Here is a 17620-nt window from a genome sequence, read left to right on the forward strand (position 1 = left end):
CCCATGTCCGTGCTGATGATCGTGATCGTCGCGGTGATCGCGGCCCTGCTGCTGTTCGTCGCGCTCCCGGTGATCTACGTGAAGAACTACATCAAGGTGCCGCCCAACGAGGTGGCCGTGTTCACCGGCCGCGGCACCCCGAAGGTGGTCCGTGGCGGCGCGCGATTCCGCGTGCCCGGTATCGAACGCGTCGACATCATGAGCCTCGAACCGTTCAACGTCAGCATCAATCTTCAGAACGCGTTGTCCAACAACGGCGTTCCGGTCAACGTCGAGGCGGTCGGGCTGGTCCGCATCGGCTCGTCCGAGGAGGCCGTGCAGACGGCGGTGCAGCGCTTCCTCACCTCGGACCTCAACGAGCTGCAGCGGCAGATCAACGAGATCCTGGCAGGCAGCCTGCGCGGCATCACCGCCACGATGACCGTCGAAGACCTCAACTCCAACCGCGACACCCTGGCGCGCAGCGTGGTCGACGAGGCCGGCGGTGACCTCGCCCGCATCGGCATGGAGGTCGACGTCCTCAAGATCGCCGGGATCTCCGACCGCAACGCCTACCTGGAATCCCTGGGTCAGCGCCGCATCGCCGAGGTCAAGCGCGACGCAGCCATCGGCACCGCCGAGGCCGAGCGCGACGCCCAGATCCAGTCGGCGAAGGCCCGCCAGGCCGGTTCGGTCGCCCAGGCCGAGGCCGACACCGCGATCGCGTCCGCCAACCAGAAGCGCGACGTCGAACTGGCCCGCCTGCGCGCTCAGACCGAGGCCGAGAACGCCCAGGCCGACATGGCGGGACCGCTGGCGAACGCGCGCGCCCAGAAGGACGTCGGCATCGCCACCGAGCAGGCAGAGGCCGCCCGCGTCGAGGCCCGCATCGAGGTCGAGCAGCGCCGCGCCGAGCAGGCCCAGGCGGCGCTGCAGGCCGACGTCATCGCACCGGCCGAGGCGCAACGGGCGGCCGACATCGCCCGCGCCGAAGGCCAGCGCCAGTCCACCATCCTGGGCGCCGAAGCCCAGGCCGAGGCCGCGGTGCGGGCCGGGCAGGCCGAGGCCGACGCCCGCAAGGCAGCGGCCGACGCGCTGCGCGTCGAGCGGCAGGCCGAGGCGGACAGCCTGCAGGCCAAGCTGGTCGCCGAGGCCGCGGGTAAGAAGGAGCTCGCCGACGCGCTGCGGGTCGAGCAGCTCGCCGAGGCGGCGGGCATCGAGGCCAAGCTGGTGGCCGAGGCGACGGGTAAGAAGGAGATCGCCGCCGCGCTCAACAACTACAGCGCCGACGCGGCCCGGCTGCTGATGCTGCCCGACGTGCTCGCGTCGGTCGTCAAGGCCACCGAGGCGGCCGCGATGCCACTGGCCTCGGTCGACCGGTTGTCGATCATCGGCGGTTCGTCGGACACCCAGGACGCGGTGGGCGGGCTGCTGGGCGTCAGCCCGCTGGCCGTCGCCAAGATCGTCGAGTCCCTCAAGTCGTCGGGGATCGACGTGGCCGCGATGCTGAACCGCACCGGGTCGACGGACGCGGCCGGTTCCGACGGCCAACCGACGCAGCCGAACTCTCATCCGGTCGCGCCGCCAGCGTCCTGATTACCTGATCAGCCCGTCAGCGCGCCGGTCGGTTCCGCAGCGCCCGGCGGGAGCGCGGAGACCAGGCCGGACTGCGTGAGCGCGTCGGTGACGAAGCGCTGCACCGGTCGGGACCGGAAGAACCCGGCGTGCCCGCCCCGATACCACTCGATGTCCGGGCGTCCCCAGTGCTCCCACAGGCGACTGACCTGCTTGCGCGGGTGGACGACCTGATCGGCGAGCCCGGCGTAAATGAACCGGCCCGCCGCCGGCACCCGCGGTTCCAGCGCCAGCGGCGAGATCATCCGGCCGAGCGGCGCTGCGAGCTCGATGGTGCGGCGGCGAGGGTCGTCGCGGCGCAGGCCGGAGTGGCGGCCCAACAGTTCGACGAGATCCGCGACGGGCACGCCGAGGACCGCGCAGACGAGGTCGTCGTCGAGGCTGGCCACCAGCGCGGAGATGAAACCGCCCAACGACATTCCGTACACACCGATCGGCGCGTCCGGCTGTTGGCGCCGGATCCACGACAGCAGGCTGCGGACGTCGTGGACAGCGTGAGCGGTCGCGTGGATGTCGTCGAGCACGTCCTCGCCCGGGAACACCGCGCCCTTCGGCAGCCCCGCCGCCCGGGGACCGTGCATGGGCAGCACCGGCAACATGACGTTCAGGCCGAGCGTCTCATGCAGGTACCAGGCTCGGAACAACGTCAGATCGATTGCGGCGCGACCCATTTCGGTACCGTGCACGCACATCAGCCACGGCCGCGGGTCAGGATGCCGCAGCATCAACCCGTAGCCCCGCGACATCGCCCGGTAACCCAGCCAGCGATCGCCACCGGGTTCACCGGGCAACGGCCGGTATCCACTCTGCCAACGCAGTCGCGCATACGAGCGGTTGCGCCGCCGCACCGGGCTGACCTCCACATCGGTCAGCGGCTCGGGTGCAGCGAAGTACCGCTCGGGCTCGTCGAGCAGTCCGCGCTCACCGTAGAACTCGAGTGCCGCCTCGACTTCGCCGTTGATGCGTTCGAAACCGAGCGCGCCGCTGACCGGCCGGCGTGCCCGCAGCCCGAGTAGGACGACCTCGTCGCGGAACGCCTCGGCGGCGAGAGCGACGGTGGGACGCGCGATCGGCATCTGGTCCGGCCCGTCGCCCAGGTAGTCGCGCCAGGACTTCGCGTAGTAGCCGCCGGTGCGGGTCAGCGGCGCCAACACGGTGCGCAGCGGCCCCGATCCGGGCAACCGCGGCACGACAGAGCGGCCCGACTCCCGTCCGGCCTCATCGTCGTTGCGTGATCCCATGCGTTAGAAGGTAGCCACGCAGCCGCGAAGTATCCGGGAGGGCTTGCTCACAAGCGGGACAAACCATGACGTGTCTCTCTATTCACCGACTCGATCCTCGGCGGTTCGCTTGATCGCGGCCAGCGTGGCGGGGATGCCGCTCTTCGCCGCGTCGCTGCGTTTGGCGATCTCCGCCTCCGCCGCCTCGCCGAACCGCTCGTGGAAGCCGGCGATGCCCCTGGGCAGGAACGACCACGACTCGGTGAGCAGCGTGCCCGCCGGATCGTCCTCGGCGGCCATCGTGAACCCCCAGCGCGCCCAGCCGTCGTTCACCTCCCAGGCGAACTCGCGGCCCGCATCGGCGGCCACCACCTGACTGCGCGTCTCCCAGGTCCGCTCCGGAGTGACGTTGCGGCCGACGAACCACGCCCCCACCTCCGGACCGCCGCCGTCCTCCCACCAGCACGCCTTGCACACCGGACTCCACTCCCCCATCCGGGTGATGTCGGAGACCAGCGCATAGACCTGCTCGGGCGGGAGCGCCACATGGATCGCGTCGGAAAACTCGAGATCGGTCACGCTGGCAGCGTACGACCCGGTATCCGCTGGACGACCGGCGCATAATTACCGGTGATGACGCGACCTGATCACCAGAACCGAAAACCTGCGATTCTCACCGTCGACGACGACCCGGCGGTGTCCCGCGCAGTCGCGCGGGATCTGCGCCGCCACTACGGCGAGCGGTACCGCATCGTGCGCGCCGAATCGGGCGCCGACGCCCTCGACACCCTCAAGGAACTCAAGCTGCGCGGCGACACCGTCGCGGTGCTCGTCGCCGACTACCGGATGCCGCAGATGAGCGGCATCGAGTTCCTCGAGAAGGCGATGGAGTTCTTCCCGCTCGCGCGCCGGGTGCTGCTGACGGCCTACGCCGACACCCACGCCGCCATCGACGCGATCAACGTCGTCGATTTGGACCACTACCTGCTCAAGCCGTGGGATCCGCCGGAGGAGAAGCTCTACCCGGTGCTCGACGGCCTGCTCGAGGAGTGGCGCGCGGTGGGCGACCGGGCGATGCCGTACACCAAGGTGATCGGGCACCGGTACAACGAGCGCTCATGGCAGGTGCGGCAGTTCCTGGCCCGCAACGAGTACTCGTTCCGCGCGATCAACGCCGAGGACGACAAGGGCAGGCAGCTCCTCGAGGCCGCGGGCGTCGACGGAAGCAGGCTGCCGGTAGTGATCACCGAGAAGGGCGAGACACTCGTCGAGCCGACCGACGCCGAGCTGGCCACCCTGCTCGGCCTGTCGACCACCCCTCAGCTGGACATGTATGACCTCGCGGTGATCGGCGGCGGCCCGGCCGGGCTGGCGGCCGCGGTGTACGGCGCGTCCGAGGGGCTGCGGACCGTGCTGATCGAGAAGTCGTCGACGGGCGGGCAGGCCGGCCGCAGCTCGAAGATCGAGAACTACCTGGGCTTCCCGACCGGCGTCTCCGGAGCCGAACTCACCACGTCGGCCCGCAGGCAGGCCGAGCGCTTCGGCGCCGAGGTGATCACCACGCAGGAGGCGGGCCGGCTCGAGGTCAACGGCATCGGCGCCGCGCATTCGATTCGCCTGCCGGACAACACCATCGGCGCCCGCGCCATCATCCTGGCCACCGGCGTCGAGTACCGCCAGCTCCAGATCACCGGCTGCTGGGACGATCCCGACGACCCGGACTGCAACTACGTCGGCCGCGGCGTCTACTACGGGGCCTCGGTGTCCGACAACAGCGAGTGCCAGGGTGAGGACGTCTACATCGTGGGCGGCGCGAACTCGGCGGGACAGGCCGCGATGTACATGGCCGAGACGGCCAAGTCGGTCACGATGCTGATCCGGGGGCCGTCGCTGGAGGCGGGGATGTCGCAGTACCTCGTCGACCGGATTCTCAAGAAGGACAACATCCGGGTGCGCACCTGCACCGAGGTGAAGGACACCCTGGCCGAGGACGGCCACCTGGCCGGCCTCGTCCTGATCGACAGGCAGTCCGGCGAGACCGAGACGGTGAGCTGTGACCGGATGTGCTGCTTCATCGGCGCGACACCGCGCACCGACTGGCTGGAGGCCGCGGGAATAGCCCGCGACGATCACGGTTTCATCCTGTCGGGACCAGATGTGACCAAGGTCAGCGGATGGATGCTGGAACGTCCGCCCCATCACCTGGAAACAAGTGTGCCCGGAGTGTTCGTTGCAGGAGACGTGCGTTCCGAATCCGCCAAGCGCGTGGCGGCGGCCGTCGGCGAGGGTTCGATGGCCGTGATGCTGGTGCACCGCTACCTGGCGGAAGCGTAGGAAGGAAGTCCGATGGGCTCACAGAACGGTGAGGAGTGCGTGCGCGAGGAACTCCGCACGCTGTTCCTCTTCGAGGACCTCTCCGATGAGCAGCTGGACATCCTCTGCCAGGCCGGCCACATCGAGACCTTCCCCGCCGGGCCGATCAGCATGGAGGGCGAGCCCGCCACCTGCTTCTACGTGATGATCGACGGCGAGCTGATCATGTCGAAGCGCTCGGGCGGCGTCGACATCCAGACCAACCGGACCTCGCAGCGCGGCGTGTACTTCGGCGCGTGGTCGGCCTACATCCCCGGTGAGGAGCAGAGCTACCAGGCCTCGGTGCGGCTGACCAAGCCGTCGCGGTGCTTCGTGCTGGACTCGAACGACTTCGCCCGCTTCATGCAGACCCAGTTCCCGATGGCGGTACACCTGCTCGAGGGTCATCTCGTCGGTGGCAGGCGGCAGAGTCAGATCATCGGGCAGCGGGAGAAGCTGCTGGCGCTGGGCACCATCACCGCGGGCCTGACGCACCAACTCAACAATCCGGCAGCCGCCACGGCGCGGGCCGTCTCCGACCTCAGGGAGACGGTCGGCAAGATGCGGCACAAGCTGTCGATGCTCGCCGACGGCAAGTTCTCCCCCGAAGCGCTGCGCGTGCTGGTCCGCATCCAGGACGACGTCGCCGAGCAGGTGGCCAAGAACCGCGGCGTCGAACTGTCGGCGCTCGAGGCGTCCGATCGGGAGGACGCGATCGGCGACTGGCTCGAGAACCACGACATCGTGGGCGCCTGGGACTACGCACCCACCTTCGTCGAGGCCGGTCTGGACACCGATTGGCTGGAGAAGGTGCTCACCTCGGTGGACGAGGTGGACGCCACCGCGTCGCTGCAGGCCGCGGTCGGGTGGCTGAAGTACACCATCGACAACGAACTGCGGATGAACGAGATCGCCGAGGCCAGCAAGCGCATCTCGGCGCTGCTCGCCGGGGCAAAGCAGTATTCGCAGATGGATCGCGGCTCCTATCAGAGCGCCGACGTGCACGAGTTGCTCCGCAGCACGATCATGATGTTCGGCGAGAAGATCGGCCATCAGGGCAAGGGCAGGCCCATCACCATCATCAAGGAGATGGACAAGACGCTGCCCGAATTGCAGTGCTACCCAGGCGATCTGAACCAGGTGTGGACCAACATCATCGACAACGCGATCCAGTCCATGGACGGGCACGGCACCCTGACCATCCGGACCAGCCGGGAGAGCGAGCAGATGATCCGGGTCGAGATCTGCGACGACGGCCCCGGCATCCCCGAGGACATCGTCGACCGCATCTTCACCCCGTTCTTCACCACCAAACCGTTCGGCGAGGGCACCGGCCTCGGCCTGGACCTGGCGTGGCGGATCGTGGTGGAGAAGCACGCGGGCAACCTGTCGGTGCAGTCCCGCCCGGGCGACACCCGATTCATCGTGTGCCTGCCGCTGGTGGCACCGCCGCCGGTGACGCCGACGCCCGGCGAACTCTCCGCCGCAGGCACCGAATGATCGTGGGCGGAGTTCAGCTCGAACTGAGCCGAACGGAATAGCACTCACCCGGCCGGAGGTTGTCGCCACCATGACCAAACCAGACATGGGCCGTTACGGCGTCATGGGGCTCTACTCCCAGTTCGCGCAGCTCACTCCGGCGCAGCTGCGCGAGATCGAGGCGCTCGGCTACGGCGCCATCTGGGCGGGCGGATCGCCGCCGGCCGAACTCGAGTGGATCGACCCGATCCTCGGCGCCACCGAGAAGCTGCAGCTGGCCACCGCCATCGTCAACGTGTGGAGCGCCGCCCCGGGCCCGATCAGTGAGTCGTTTCACCGCATCGAGGCCGCCTACCCCGGCCGGTTCCTGCTGGGCATCGGCGTCGGCCACCCCGAAGCCGACTCGGAGTACAAGAAACCCTTGGCCGCGCTGAACGACTACCTCGACAAGCTCGACGAGTACGGCGTCCCGAAGGACCGCCGGGTGGTCGCCGCGCTCGGTCCGAAGGTGCTCGAGCTGTCGGCGCACCGGTCGGTGGGTGCGCACCCGTATCTGACCACCCCCGAGCACACCGCCACGGCCCGTGAGGTGATCGGCGCCGAGGCATTCCTGGCACCGGAGCACAAGGCGGTGCTGACCACCGATCCGGAACGTGCCCGCGCCGTCGGCCGCAAAGCCCTCGAGATCTACCTCGACCTGCAGAACTACCTGAGCAACTGGAGACGTCTCGGGTTCGATGATCAGGATCTGGCAAAACCGGGTAGTGACCGTCTGGTGGACGCCGTCGTCGCCTACGGGACACCCGGCGACATCGCCGCGCGACTCGCGCAGCACATCGACGCCGGCGCCGACCACGTGCCGGTGCAGGTGCTGACCGGACCTGACAAGCTGGTGCCCGCACTGGCCGACCTGGCTGGGCCGCTCGGCCTGCAGTGAACCTGAAGGGACTCGAATCGTATGAGTGAGGCTTCGACCAGCGAGGGCGTGTCGCTCAAGCCCGGACTGGGCCGCTACGGCGTCTGGACCGGTGGGGCGCCGGCACCCGAACAGGCCGCGGAGATCGAGAAGCTCGGCTACGGGGCGCTGTGGGTGGGCGCATCACCCGCGGCCGACCTGTCGTTCGTCGAGCCGATCCTCGAGCAGACCGAGACACTGCAGGTCGCGACGGGCATCGTCAACGTCTGGGCGTCGTCGGCCGAGGAGGTCGCGGAGTCCTATCACCGCATCGAGGACGCGTACCCGAACCGGTTCCTGCTCGGCGTCGGCATCGGCCATCCCGAGCACACCGATGAGTACCGCAAGCCCTACGACGTGCTGGTCGAGTACCTCGACAAGCTCGACGCCGCGAAGGTGCCGACGAGCCGCCGGGTGATCGCCGCGCTCGGGCCGAAGGTGCTCGAGCTCTCGGCGCGGCGCAGCGCGGGTGCGCACCCGTACCTGACGACGCCGGAGCACACCGGCCAGGCCCGCAACCTCGTGGGCCCGACGGTGTTCCTCGCGCCCGAGCACAAGGTGGTGCTGGAGACCGATGCGGACGAGGCGCGCGACGTCGGCCGGCAGACCGTCGAGTTCTATCTCGACCTGCGCAACTACGTGAACAACTGGAAGCGGCTCGGCTTCACCGACGACGACGTCACCAAGCCGGGCAGTGACAAACTGATCGACGCGGTGGTCGCATACGGCACCGCGGAGCAGATCGCGTCGCGCCTCAACGAGCATCTCGACGCGGGCGCCGACCACGTGACCATCCAGGTGCTCGGCGGCAAGGACGCGCTCATCCCCACGCTGACCGAGCTCGCCGGTCCCCTCGGACTCAAGAGCTGACCCGCGCGGGGTGAGCACGCGCCACGGCGCCCGATAGGGTCGAGACCATGCGATTGCTGGTAACTGGCGGCGCCGGATTCATCGGCGCCAACTTCGTCCATCGTGCAGTCAGCGAGAACGCGGCGTCGGTCACCGTGCTCGACGCGTTCACCTATGCGGGCAGCCGTGAATCGCTCGCGTCGGTGCACGACGCGGTCGACGTCGTCGAGGGTGACATCACTGACTGCGCTCTGATGGACGATCTCGTCGCGAAGTCGGATGCCGTCGTGCACTTCGCCGCCGAGACCCATGTCGACAACGCACTCGCCGACCCGGAGCCGTTCCTGCGCACCAACGTCATCGGCACCTACACGGTGCTTCAGGCGGTTCGCCGTCACGGCGTCCGACTGCACCACGTGTCCACCGACGAGGTGTATGGCGATCTGCCACTCGACCACCCGCAGCGATTCACCGAGGCGACGCCCTACAACCCGTCGAGCCCGTACTCGTCGACCAAGGCAGCGGCCGACATGCTGGTGCGGGCGTGGGTGCGGTCCTACGGAATTCGCGCAACGATCTCGAACTGCTCGAACAATTACGGCCCGTTCCAGCACGTCGAGAAGTTCATCCCGCGCCAGATCACCAACATCCTCACCGGACGCCGCCCCAAGCTCTACGGCAGCGGCGCCAATGTTCGCGACTGGATACACGTCGACGACCACAACAGTGCGGTGTGGCGCATCCTCGAGCGTGGCGACGTCGGCCGCACGTACCTGATCGGCGCCGAGGGGGAACGCGACAACCTGTCGGTGATGCGCACGCTGTTGACGATCATGGGACGCGAGCCCGACGACTTCGACCATGTCACCGACCGCGCCGGCCACGACCTCCGCTACGCCATCGACCCCTCGGTGATCTACAACGAACTGGGTTGGGCCCCGAAACACACCGACTTCACCGACGGGCTGCGCGCCACCGTCGAGTGGTACCGGACCCACGAGTTGTGGTGGCGGCCACTGAAAGACGCCGTCGAGGCCCGCTACGCGGAGCGCGGCCAGTGACCGTTCGCGAGCTCGCGGTGCCGGGCGCATGGGAGATCACGCCGACCGTGCACACCGACAACCGCGGTGCATTCTTCGAATGGTTCACCGACCGCAGCTTCCGCGGGTTCGCCGGGCACGGGTTCGACCTCGCCCAGGCCAACTGCTCGGTGTCCGCGGCCGGGGTGCTGCGCGGCGTGCACTTCTCCGAGCTCCCACCGAGCCAGGCCAAGTACATCACCTGCATATCCGGCGCGGTGCTTGACATCGTCATCGACATCCGGTTGGGCTCACCCACTTTCGGTCGGTGGGACTCGGTGGTGCTCGACGACCACAACCGCCGGTCGATGTACCTCTCCGAGGGCCTGGGCCATGCGTTCCTGTCGCTGCGCGACGGGTCCACCGTGGCGTACCTGTGCTCGACGGCCTACGCCCCCGACCGGGAGCACACGATCAACCCGCTCGACCCCGCCCTCGGCGTCGACTGGAGCTACGACGGCGAGCTGGTGCTCTCCGATCGCGACGCGGCGGCGCCCTCCCTGGCCGAGGTCGAGGCGGCCGGGCTCCTGCCGAAATGGGCGGATACCCAGGCCTACGTCGAGGAACTGCGTCGAAGCTGACGTCAGGGCTCGATCGTCGTCTCGGCGCAGCCCCTTGCATCCCGCCCGCTCGATTTACTAGGATATCCAAGTAATCAGCCATCGTCGGCGCGTAAGGGCACATTCCATGAGCACACAGATTCCACACTTCATCAACGGCCAGCGCACCAGCGGCCAGTCCACCCGCACCGCGGATGTGCTCAATCCCAGCACCGGTGAGGCCCAGGCCCAGGTGCTGCTGGCCTCGGCGGCCGATGTGGACGCCGCGGTCGCCGGCGCCGCGGAGGCGCAGCTGCAGTGGGCGGCGTTCAACCCGCAGCGCCGCGCGCGGGTGATGATGCGCTTCGTCGAACTGGTGAACCAGAACGTCGACGAGCTGGCCGAACTGCTCTCCCTGGAGCACGGCAAGACGGTGGCCGACTCCAAGGGTGACATCCAGCGCGGCATCGAGGTCATCGAGTTCTCGATCGGCATCCCGCACCTGCTCAAGGGTGAGTACACCGAGGGCGCGGGCACCGGCATCGACGTCTATTCACTGCGCCAGCCGCTCGGGGTCGTCGCCGGGATCACCCCGTTCAACTTCCCGGCGATGATTCCGCTGTGGAAGGCCGGCCCCGCGCTGGCATGCGGCAACGCGTTCATCCTCAAGCCCTCCGAGCGTGACCCGTCGGTGCCGCTGCGGCTCGCCGAACTGTTCCTCGAAGCCGGCCTGCCGCCAGGGGTGTTCCAGGTCGTGCAGGGCGACAAGGAGGCCGTCGACGCGATCCTGCACCACCCGCAGATCCAGGCCGTCGGCTTCGTCGGCAGCTCCGACATCGCGCAGTACATCTACTCCACCGCCGCGGCCAACGGCAAACGCGCACAGTGCTTCGGCGGCGCCAAGAACCACATGATCGTGATGCCCGACGCGGACCTCGACCAGGCCGTCGACGCGCTCATCGGCGCCGGATACGGCAGTGCCGGCGAGCGGTGCATGGCGATCAGCGTCGCGGTGCCCGTCGGCAAGGAAACCGCGGACCGCCTCAGGAACAAGCTCGTCGAGCGCGTCAACCAGTTGCGCGTCGGACACAGCCTGGATCCCAAGGCCGACTACGGGCCACTGGTCACCGGTGCGGCACTCGAGCGGGTCCGCGACTACATCGGCCAGGGCGTGGAAGCAGGCGCCGAAGCCGTCATCGACGGCCGCGAACGTGCCAGCGACGATCTCACCTTCGACGACCAGAACCTGCAGGGCGGCTACTTCATCGGCCCCACTCTGTTCGACAACGTCACGCCGGACATGTCGATCTACACCGACGAGATCTTCGGCCCGGTGCTGTGCATCGTGCGCGCCTCGAATTACGAAGAGGCACTGGCTCTTCCGTCGGAGCACGAATACGGCAACGGAGTGGCGATCTTCACCCGCGACGGCGACACCGCCCGCGACTTCGTGTCCAAGGTGCAGGTCGGCATGGTCGGAGTCAACGTGCCCATCCCGGTGCCGGTGGCCTATCACACCTTCGGCGGCTGGAAACGCTCCGGCTTCGGCGATCTCAACCAGCACGGCCCGGCGTCGATCCAGTTCTACACCAAGGTCAAGACCGTCACCCAGCGCTGGCCGTCGGGCATCAAGGACGGCGCCGAATTCGTCATCCCCACGATGAAGTAGCGCACCCATGGACCTGTTCGGCCTCGACGACGACGAACGCGTGATCGCCGAGACGGCGGCCGCATTCGCCGAGAAACGCCTGGCGCCAAGCGCTCTGGAGTGGGACGAGTCCCACCACTTCCCCACCGACGTGTTGCGGGAGGCCGCCGAACTCGGCATGGCGGCGATCTACTGCCGCGACGACGTCGGTGGCAGCGGGTTGCGCCGCATCGACGCCGTGCGGATCTTCGAGGCCCTCGCCGCCGCCGATCCGACGATCGCGGCGTTCCTGTCGATCCACAACATGTGCGCGTGGATGGTCGACACTTTCGGCACCGAGGAACAGCGCAAGTCCTGGGTGCCCCGGCTGGCGTCGATGGAGGCCATCGCCAGCTACTGCCTCACCGAACCGGGCGCGGGTTCCGACGCGAGCGCGCTGCGCACCAAGGCCGTGCGCGACAGCGACCACTGGGTACTGGACGGGGTCAAGCAGTTCATCTCCGGGGCGGGCAGTTCCGACGTCTACGTGGTGATGGCGCGCACCGGAATCGACGGCCCGCGCGGCATTTCGGCGTTCGTGGTGCCCAAGGACACGCCCGGGCTGAGCTTCGGCGCCGAGGAGCTGAAGATGGGCTGGAACGCCCAGCCCACCGCACAGGTGATCCTCGAGGGCGCCCGGGTGCCCGCCGACGCGCTGCTGGGCGGGGCCGATGGTGAGGGCGCGGGCTTCGGGATCGCGATGAAGGGCCTCAACGGTGGCCGCATCAACATCGCGGCCTGCTCGCTGGGCGGTGCACAGGCGGCCTACGACAAGGCGACCGGATATCTCGCCGACCGGCAGGCCTTCGGCGGGGCGCTGCTCGACGAGCCCACCATCCGGTTCACGCTGGCCGACATGGCCACCGCGCTGCAGACGTCGCGAACGCTGCTGTGGCGGGCGGCGACGGCGCTCGACGACGACCACCCCGACCGGGTCGAGTTGTGCGCGATGGCGAAGCGTTACGTCACCGACTCGTGCTTCGAGGTGGCCGACCAGGCTCTGCAGTTGCACGGCGGATACGGCTATCTGCGGGAGTACGGCTTGGAGAAGATCGTCCGGGATCTGCGGGTGCACCGCATCCTGGAGGGCACCAACGAGATCATGCGCGTGGTGATCGGCCGGGCGGCGGCAAGCCGGGCCCGCGCGTCGTGACCGGAGAACCTGACATCAGAGCGAAGCGACAGGGGACATAGACAGATGGCGACGATCGCGTTTCTGGGACTGGGCAACATGGGCGGCCCGATGGCGGCGAATCTGCTCGCCGCCGGTCACGACGTCCGCGGCTTCGACCCGGTCGCCGCGTCCAAGGCGGCCGCACAGGCCAAGGGCGCCACGGTGTTCGACAGCGGCGCAGCCGCCGTCGCCGAAGCCGACGTGGTGATCACCTCGCTGCCCAACGGCGACATCGTGAAGGCCTGCTACGCCGAGGTGCTGCCCGCGGCCAAGCCGGACACCCTGTTCATCGACACCTCCACGATCTCCGTCGACGACGCGCGCACCATCAACGGCCAGGCGGCCGACCTCGGGTTCGCCCAGATCGACGCGCCGGTGTCCGGCGGCATCAAGGGCGCGACCGCGGGCACCCTCGCGTTCATGGTCGGCGGTGAGGACGCGGCCGTCGAGCAGGCCCGCCCGGTGCTGGATCCGATGGCGGGCAAGATCATCCACTGCGGCGCGTCCGGCGCCGGTCAGGCCGCGAAGCTGTGCAACAACATGGTGCTGGCCGTGCAGCAGATCGCCATCGGCGAGGCGTTCGTGCTCGCGGAGAAGCTCGGCCTGCCCGCGCAGTCACTGTTCGACGTGATCACCGGTGCGACCGGCAACTGCTGGGCCGTGCACACCAATTGCCCGGTGCCGGGGCCTGTTCCGGCGTCACCCGCCAACAACGACTTCAAGCCGGGCTTCGCCACCGCGCTGATGAACAAGGATCTCGGGCTGGCGATGGCGGCGGTGCAGTCCACCGGCTCGGCCGCACCCCTCGGTACACACGCCGCCGAGATCTACGCGGAGTTCGCCACCGATCACGCCGACAAAGACTTCAGCGCGGTGATCGAGAAGCTACGCGGCTGAGCGGTGCCGACTGCTCCAGCGCGCGTGCAGGCGCTGACAGTCCGCGAGTCGCAGCGCACCGGTGCCCGAGCCGATGTAGTCGGCACGCACCGCGGCCGCGGCCGGGATGTCGCAGCCGCCGGCGCCGTCGATCAGCACGGTCGCCATCCCGACGGAGTTCGCCCGTCGCAGGCCCGCGGGCGACCCCGCGATCGCCAGGACGCTGCGAGCGGGCAGTCCCAGTTCGGCGAGTGCGTGCTGATGCGCCTCGCCGCAGTGCGCCGGCGTGCTGACGTCGTCGGCGGTGACCAGCACCTCGACCAGGCCCTCTCCGACCAGTTGGCGCACCAGCGACTCCACCACGGCGCGGCGCCCGCTGGACACCACCGCGACCGGCACGCCGGCGGCATAGGCGTCCTGCACCAGGTCGACCAGTCCCGGCCGGGGCGCCAGATCGGCCTCGGCGATCATCTCGTCGAACATCATCGCCTTGGTGGCGCAGATCTCGTCGGCGAGCAGTTCGGTCAGCACGTCGCACTCGGTGCCGACGCAGCGCTTGCGTAGTTCCGCGGTGACGCGCTGCCTCTCGTCGCTCAGTGCCAGCAGCTGGCGGTACCGGCTGACGGACCAGCTGAACGGCATCCCGTGCGCGGCGAAGGCGGCGTTGAAGACCTTGCGGTGTACTTCGAACTCGACGTCGGCCAGTGCGTCGAGGTCGAAGACGAGGGCCTGTAGCCGGGAGTCGTCGGCGTCGGCGGCGCTGCCACCGTCCCACCAGAAGCGACCGGCGCGCCATGTTCTCTGCTCTGTGGAGGGCATGCGACAACAGTGGTCTACGTCACAGGGCTGCGCCTCCCCCATTGGGGGGATTGGCGGCGCGAAGTTGCGCTACCACGCTGGGCGGCGGCCCTAAGGTGATGGCCATGGCCTCCCCGGTGCGCCTCGTGCTGGTCGACGACCACGAGATGGTCATCGAAGGCCTCAAGGCCATGCTCGCCGCGTTCGACGACCGGGTCACGGTGGTCGGACAGGCCGTCGGGGCGGAGCGCGCGGTGGGCGTGATCGACGACCTCAAGCCGGACATCGTGCTGTGTGACGTGCGGATGCAGGGCGCCAGCGGCCTCGACCTCTGCCTGCAGCTGCGCGAGCGGGACCCCGCCCAGAAGGTGGTGATGCTGTCGGTCTACGACGACGAGCAGTACCTGTTCCAGGCGCTGCGGGTGGGCGCATCGGGATACCTCCTCAAGAGCATCGGCAGCGATGAGCTGGTGCGCCAGCTGGAGTTCGTGCACGGCGGCGAAACCGCGATCGACCCGACGATGGCCGCACGGGCGGTCGACACGGCGGCCCGGCTGCAGCGCGACGAGTTCTGGCCCGGTGCCCGGCAGGGCCTCACCCAGCGGGAGAGCGAGATCCTGTCCTACGTCGTCAACGGCCTGTCCAATCGCGGCATCGCCGGGAAGCTGGTGATCGGCGACGAGACGGTCAAGAGCCACCTGAGGTCGATCTACCGCAAGCTCGGTGTCAGCGACCGCACCGGTGCGGTGGCCACCGCGCTGCGCGAAGGCATCTACCGGTGAGGCCCCATGCGGTGCGCGACCTCGGTCAGTACGCGCTGGCCGCCGACCGGGAGCTGGCCTTGCTGCGCGAGTTGATCCAGGCCGCCTCCAGCGGTCCGGGTGTGGAACCGCTCGCCGCCGCGGCCGCCAGGATGATCACCGCCGCCACCGCCACCGACGTGTGCTTCGTACACGTGCTCGACGACACCGAGCGGTCGCTGACACTGGCCGGCGCGACGCCGCCGTTCGACAGCGAGGTCGGCAAGATCCGGCTGCCACTCGGGCAGGGCATCTCGGGCTGGGTGGCCAGCCATCGCGAACCCGTGGTGATCGCCGACGAGAAGGAGTCCGATCCGCGCTACATGCCGTTCGAGTCGCTGCGCGGGCGTGACTTCACGTCGATGGTGTCGGTGCCGATGGAGACAGACCCCGGCGGTCTGGTCGGCGTGCTCAACGTGCACACCGTCGCGCGGCGGGAGTTCGCGGCCCGCGACGTCGAACTGCTGCTGGTCATCGGGCGGCTCATCGCCGGTGCGCTGCACCAGGCCCGTCTGCACCGTCAACTGGTGGCCCGCGAACGCGCGCATGAGAACTTCGTCGAGCAGGTGATCGAGGCGCAGGAGATGGAGCGCCGGCGGCTGGCCGCCGACATCCACGACGGCATCTCGCAGCGGTTGGTGACGCTGTCCTACCGGCTCGACGCGGCCGCCAGGGCGGCGGATCCGGCCAGTGCGGCCGAGCAGCTGGGCATGGCCCGCGAACTCGTCGACCTGACACTGGGCGAGGCCCGCGCCGCCATCGGGAACCTGCGGCCGCCGGTGCTCGACGACCTCGGGCTGGCGGGCGGGCTGGCCAGCCTGGCCCGGTCGATTCCCCAGGTGGAGATCCAGGTCGACCTCGCCGAGGTACGGCTGCCCGACCACATTGAGCTGGCGCTGTACCGCATCGCGCAGGAGTGCCTGCAGAACGTCGTGAAACATGCGCGGGCCGCCACCGCGCGGCTCACCTTCTCCGTCGCCGACGCGCGTGACGTCGCCAAACTCGAAATCGTGGACGACGGAGTCGGTTTCGACACGTTCGAGCACCCGCTGGGCAGCGACGAGATGGGCGGCTACGGCCTGCTGTCGATGGCCGAACGCGCCGAGATCGTCGGCGGCAGACTCAACATCCGGTCGCGGCCCGGGGCGGGCACCGCGGTGACGGCCACCATCCCGTTGCCGGCGAATTCGCCCGACTGAGACCGCCGCTCAGATCCCGAGTTTGGGCCCCTCTTCCGGGCATTCGTACTTCACCCCGACGCGCACGATCACGTCGAGGATCTCCGGCGAGAGCGTGCTGCCCATCTGGATCAGCACGTCGACGACGTCCTGAACCGAATCGTTGAAGCTGCTACCCGCCATGATGCAGGCGAGTGCTATCTGCTCGGCGATCGCGTCGTCGGAGCCCTCGATGCCCGCGGCGCGCACCTCTTCGAAGGCTTGTGGTGGCAGGGAATTCGATCCGCCGGCAGGCGCCTCGCTGGTGGGGGTCGTCGTCGTGGTCCTCGTCGTGGTCCTCGCGGTGGTGGTCAGCGGCTCGACGTCGTTCGGGGCGGTGGCTTCACCGCGGACCGTGTCGCCGCACGCCGCCACGGCCACCAGCGCCACCACCGACAGGGCGAGGCCGAGGCGTTTCGTGATCGTCATGCGAACCTCCGTCTACCGGTTCCGGCCTGTCGGGTGCCTGTCCGCCGAACCCTAGTGCGCGGACGCTTCAGTTGTCGCCGGTGCAGTCGCCTCCTGGTGCGCGGTGATCGCCGCGGTGACGTCTTCGGCGATGGAACGCATGGTGTCCAACCGGTCCGGCCCGAGCACATCGATGAAGAGCTGCCGCACCCGGGCAGCGTTGGCGGGCGCCGCCGCCTCGATCGCCGCCCGGCCCGCATCGGTGAGGACGATCTCCGGATAACGCCCGCTGCCCGCCTGCCGCCGGACGAGGCCCCGTTCTTCCATCCGCCGCAGGTGGTGCGACAGCCGGCTCTTCTCCCACTGGGTGGCCCGCCCGAGATCGACGGCGCGCATGCATGTCCCAGGCGACTCGGACAGGTTGACCAGCACCTCGAAGTCCGCTTCTGACAGGCCGAAGTCCCGCTGCAGCGTGCGGCCCAGATACCGCTCGAGGCGATGCTGCATCTCGACGTAGGCACGCCAGGCGTGTTGTTCTCGGCCGGTCAACCGCCGTTCGTCGGACATGACACC

General features: G+C 68.9%; 17 protein-coding genes. 12 read left to right on the top strand and 5 right to left on the bottom strand.

The window, feature by feature from the left end; genetic code table 11:
- The first annotated feature begins 3 nt into the window (after positions 1 to 3).
- Positions 4 to 1575: a flotillin family protein gene (locus ACPCHZ_RS13195; RefSeq protein ID WP_423485142.1), complete on the top strand. Its 1572-nt coding sequence runs from the start codon at positions 4 to 6 to the stop codon at positions 1573 to 1575.
- A gap of 8 nt (positions 1576 to 1583) precedes the next feature.
- Here ACPCHZ_RS13195 and ACPCHZ_RS13200 read toward each other — a convergent pair whose 3' ends face one another.
- Both ACPCHZ_RS13200 and ACPCHZ_RS13205 read right to left on the bottom strand, forming a co-directional pair.
- A complete protein-coding gene (locus ACPCHZ_RS13200; protein ID WP_423485143.1) occupies positions 1584 to 2855 on the bottom strand; it encodes an alpha/beta hydrolase family protein in 1272 nt (423 codons plus the stop codon).
- A 78-nt stretch (positions 2856 to 2933) separates the two neighbouring features.
- Entirely contained in the window at positions 2934 to 3413 is a 480-nt protein-coding gene (locus ACPCHZ_RS13205) for an SRPBCC family protein (RefSeq protein WP_423485144.1), read from the bottom strand.
- A 54-nt stretch (positions 3414 to 3467) separates the two neighbouring features.
- Here ACPCHZ_RS13205 and ACPCHZ_RS13210 point away from each other — a divergent pair, with 54 nt between their 5' ends.
- From ACPCHZ_RS13210 to mmsB, 9 genes are all read left to right on the top strand, one after another.
- Positions 3468 to 5168 (top strand): FAD-dependent oxidoreductase, encoded by a 1701-nt coding sequence (locus ACPCHZ_RS13210; RefSeq protein ID WP_423485145.1) that lies wholly within the window; start codon positions 3468 to 3470, stop codon positions 5166 to 5168.
- 12 nt (positions 5169 to 5180) lie between these two features.
- Positions 5181 to 6686, top strand: a complete 1506-nt coding sequence (locus tag ACPCHZ_RS13215; RefSeq protein ID WP_423485146.1) for an ATP-binding protein — start codon at positions 5181 to 5183, stop codon at positions 6684 to 6686.
- Positions 6687 to 6756: 70 nt separating this feature from the next.
- Positions 6757 to 7602 carry an LLM class F420-dependent oxidoreductase gene (locus ACPCHZ_RS13220; protein WP_423485147.1) on the top strand — a complete coding sequence of 282 codons (846 nt, stop codon included), beginning with the start codon at positions 6757 to 6759 and terminating at the stop codon, positions 7600 to 7602.
- A 21-nt stretch (positions 7603 to 7623) separates the two neighbouring features.
- Complete coding sequence (locus ACPCHZ_RS13225; RefSeq protein WP_423485148.1) at positions 7624 to 8490, top strand: LLM class F420-dependent oxidoreductase; 867 nt, start codon at positions 7624 to 7626, stop codon at positions 8488 to 8490.
- Positions 8491 to 8537: 47 nt separating this feature from the next.
- A complete protein-coding gene (gene rfbB / locus ACPCHZ_RS13230; protein WP_423485149.1) occupies positions 8538 to 9530 on the top strand; it encodes a dTDP-glucose 4,6-dehydratase in 993 nt (330 codons plus the stop codon).
- Positions 9527 to 10129, top strand: a complete 603-nt coding sequence (locus ACPCHZ_RS13235; protein ID WP_423485150.1) for a dTDP-4-dehydrorhamnose 3,5-epimerase family protein — start codon at positions 9527 to 9529, stop codon at positions 10127 to 10129. Before rfbB ends, ACPCHZ_RS13235 begins: the two co-directional genes overlap by 4 nt.
- A gap of 106 nt (positions 10130 to 10235) precedes the next feature.
- Complete coding sequence (locus ACPCHZ_RS13240) at positions 10236 to 11756, top strand: CoA-acylating methylmalonate-semialdehyde dehydrogenase (protein WP_423485151.1); 1521 nt, start codon at positions 10236 to 10238, stop codon at positions 11754 to 11756.
- 13 nt (positions 11757 to 11769) lie between these two features.
- Positions 11770 to 12927 (top strand): acyl-CoA dehydrogenase family protein, encoded by a 1158-nt coding sequence (locus ACPCHZ_RS13245; RefSeq protein ID WP_423485380.1) that lies wholly within the window; start codon positions 11770 to 11772, stop codon positions 12925 to 12927.
- A 45-nt stretch (positions 12928 to 12972) separates the two neighbouring features.
- On the top strand, positions 12973 to 13845 hold the full coding sequence (mmsB, locus tag ACPCHZ_RS13250; RefSeq protein WP_423485152.1) for a 3-hydroxyisobutyrate dehydrogenase: 873 nt from the start codon (positions 12973 to 12975) through the stop codon (positions 13843 to 13845).
- Here the strand turns inward: mmsB and ACPCHZ_RS13255 are convergent.
- Complete coding sequence (locus ACPCHZ_RS13255) at positions 13834 to 14643, bottom strand: HAD family hydrolase (protein WP_423485153.1); 810 nt, start codon at positions 14641 to 14643, stop codon at positions 13834 to 13836. The two genes, mmsB and ACPCHZ_RS13255, sit on opposite strands and share 12 nt — an antisense overlap.
- Positions 14644 to 14741: 98 nt before the next feature.
- Between ACPCHZ_RS13255 and ACPCHZ_RS13260 the strand changes: the two genes are divergently transcribed.
- Together ACPCHZ_RS13260 and ACPCHZ_RS13265 are read left to right on the top strand one after the other, a co-directional pair.
- The gene (locus ACPCHZ_RS13260; RefSeq protein ID WP_264011126.1) at positions 14742 to 15404 is read left to right on the top strand and encodes a response regulator; all 663 of its coding nucleotides are present in this window, start codon (positions 14742 to 14744) and stop codon (positions 15402 to 15404) included.
- Positions 15401 to 16621 carry a GAF domain-containing protein gene (locus tag ACPCHZ_RS13265; RefSeq protein ID WP_423485154.1) on the top strand — a complete coding sequence of 407 codons (1221 nt, stop codon included), beginning with the start codon at positions 15401 to 15403 and terminating at the stop codon, positions 16619 to 16621. The genes ACPCHZ_RS13260 and ACPCHZ_RS13265 overlap by 4 nt, the downstream gene beginning before the upstream one ends.
- Positions 16622 to 16630: 9 nt before the next feature.
- On the opposite strand, the gene ACPCHZ_RS13270 is transcribed toward ACPCHZ_RS13265, so the two are convergent.
- Together ACPCHZ_RS13270 and ACPCHZ_RS13275 are read right to left on the bottom strand one after the other, a co-directional pair.
- Complete coding sequence (locus ACPCHZ_RS13270; protein WP_423485155.1) at positions 16631 to 17068, bottom strand: hypothetical protein; 438 nt, start codon at positions 17066 to 17068, stop codon at positions 16631 to 16633.
- Positions 17069 to 17119: 51 nt separating this feature from the next.
- A complete protein-coding gene (locus tag ACPCHZ_RS13275; protein WP_423485156.1) occupies positions 17120 to 17614 on the bottom strand; it encodes a MarR family winged helix-turn-helix transcriptional regulator in 495 nt (164 codons plus the stop codon).
- Between the last annotated feature and the right edge of the window lie 6 nt (positions 17615 to 17620).

It is taken from the genome of Mycobacterium sp. NPDC050041 (assembly GCF_049541695.1).
Classification (GTDB): Bacteria; Actinomycetota; Actinomycetes; order Mycobacteriales; family Mycobacteriaceae; genus Mycobacterium.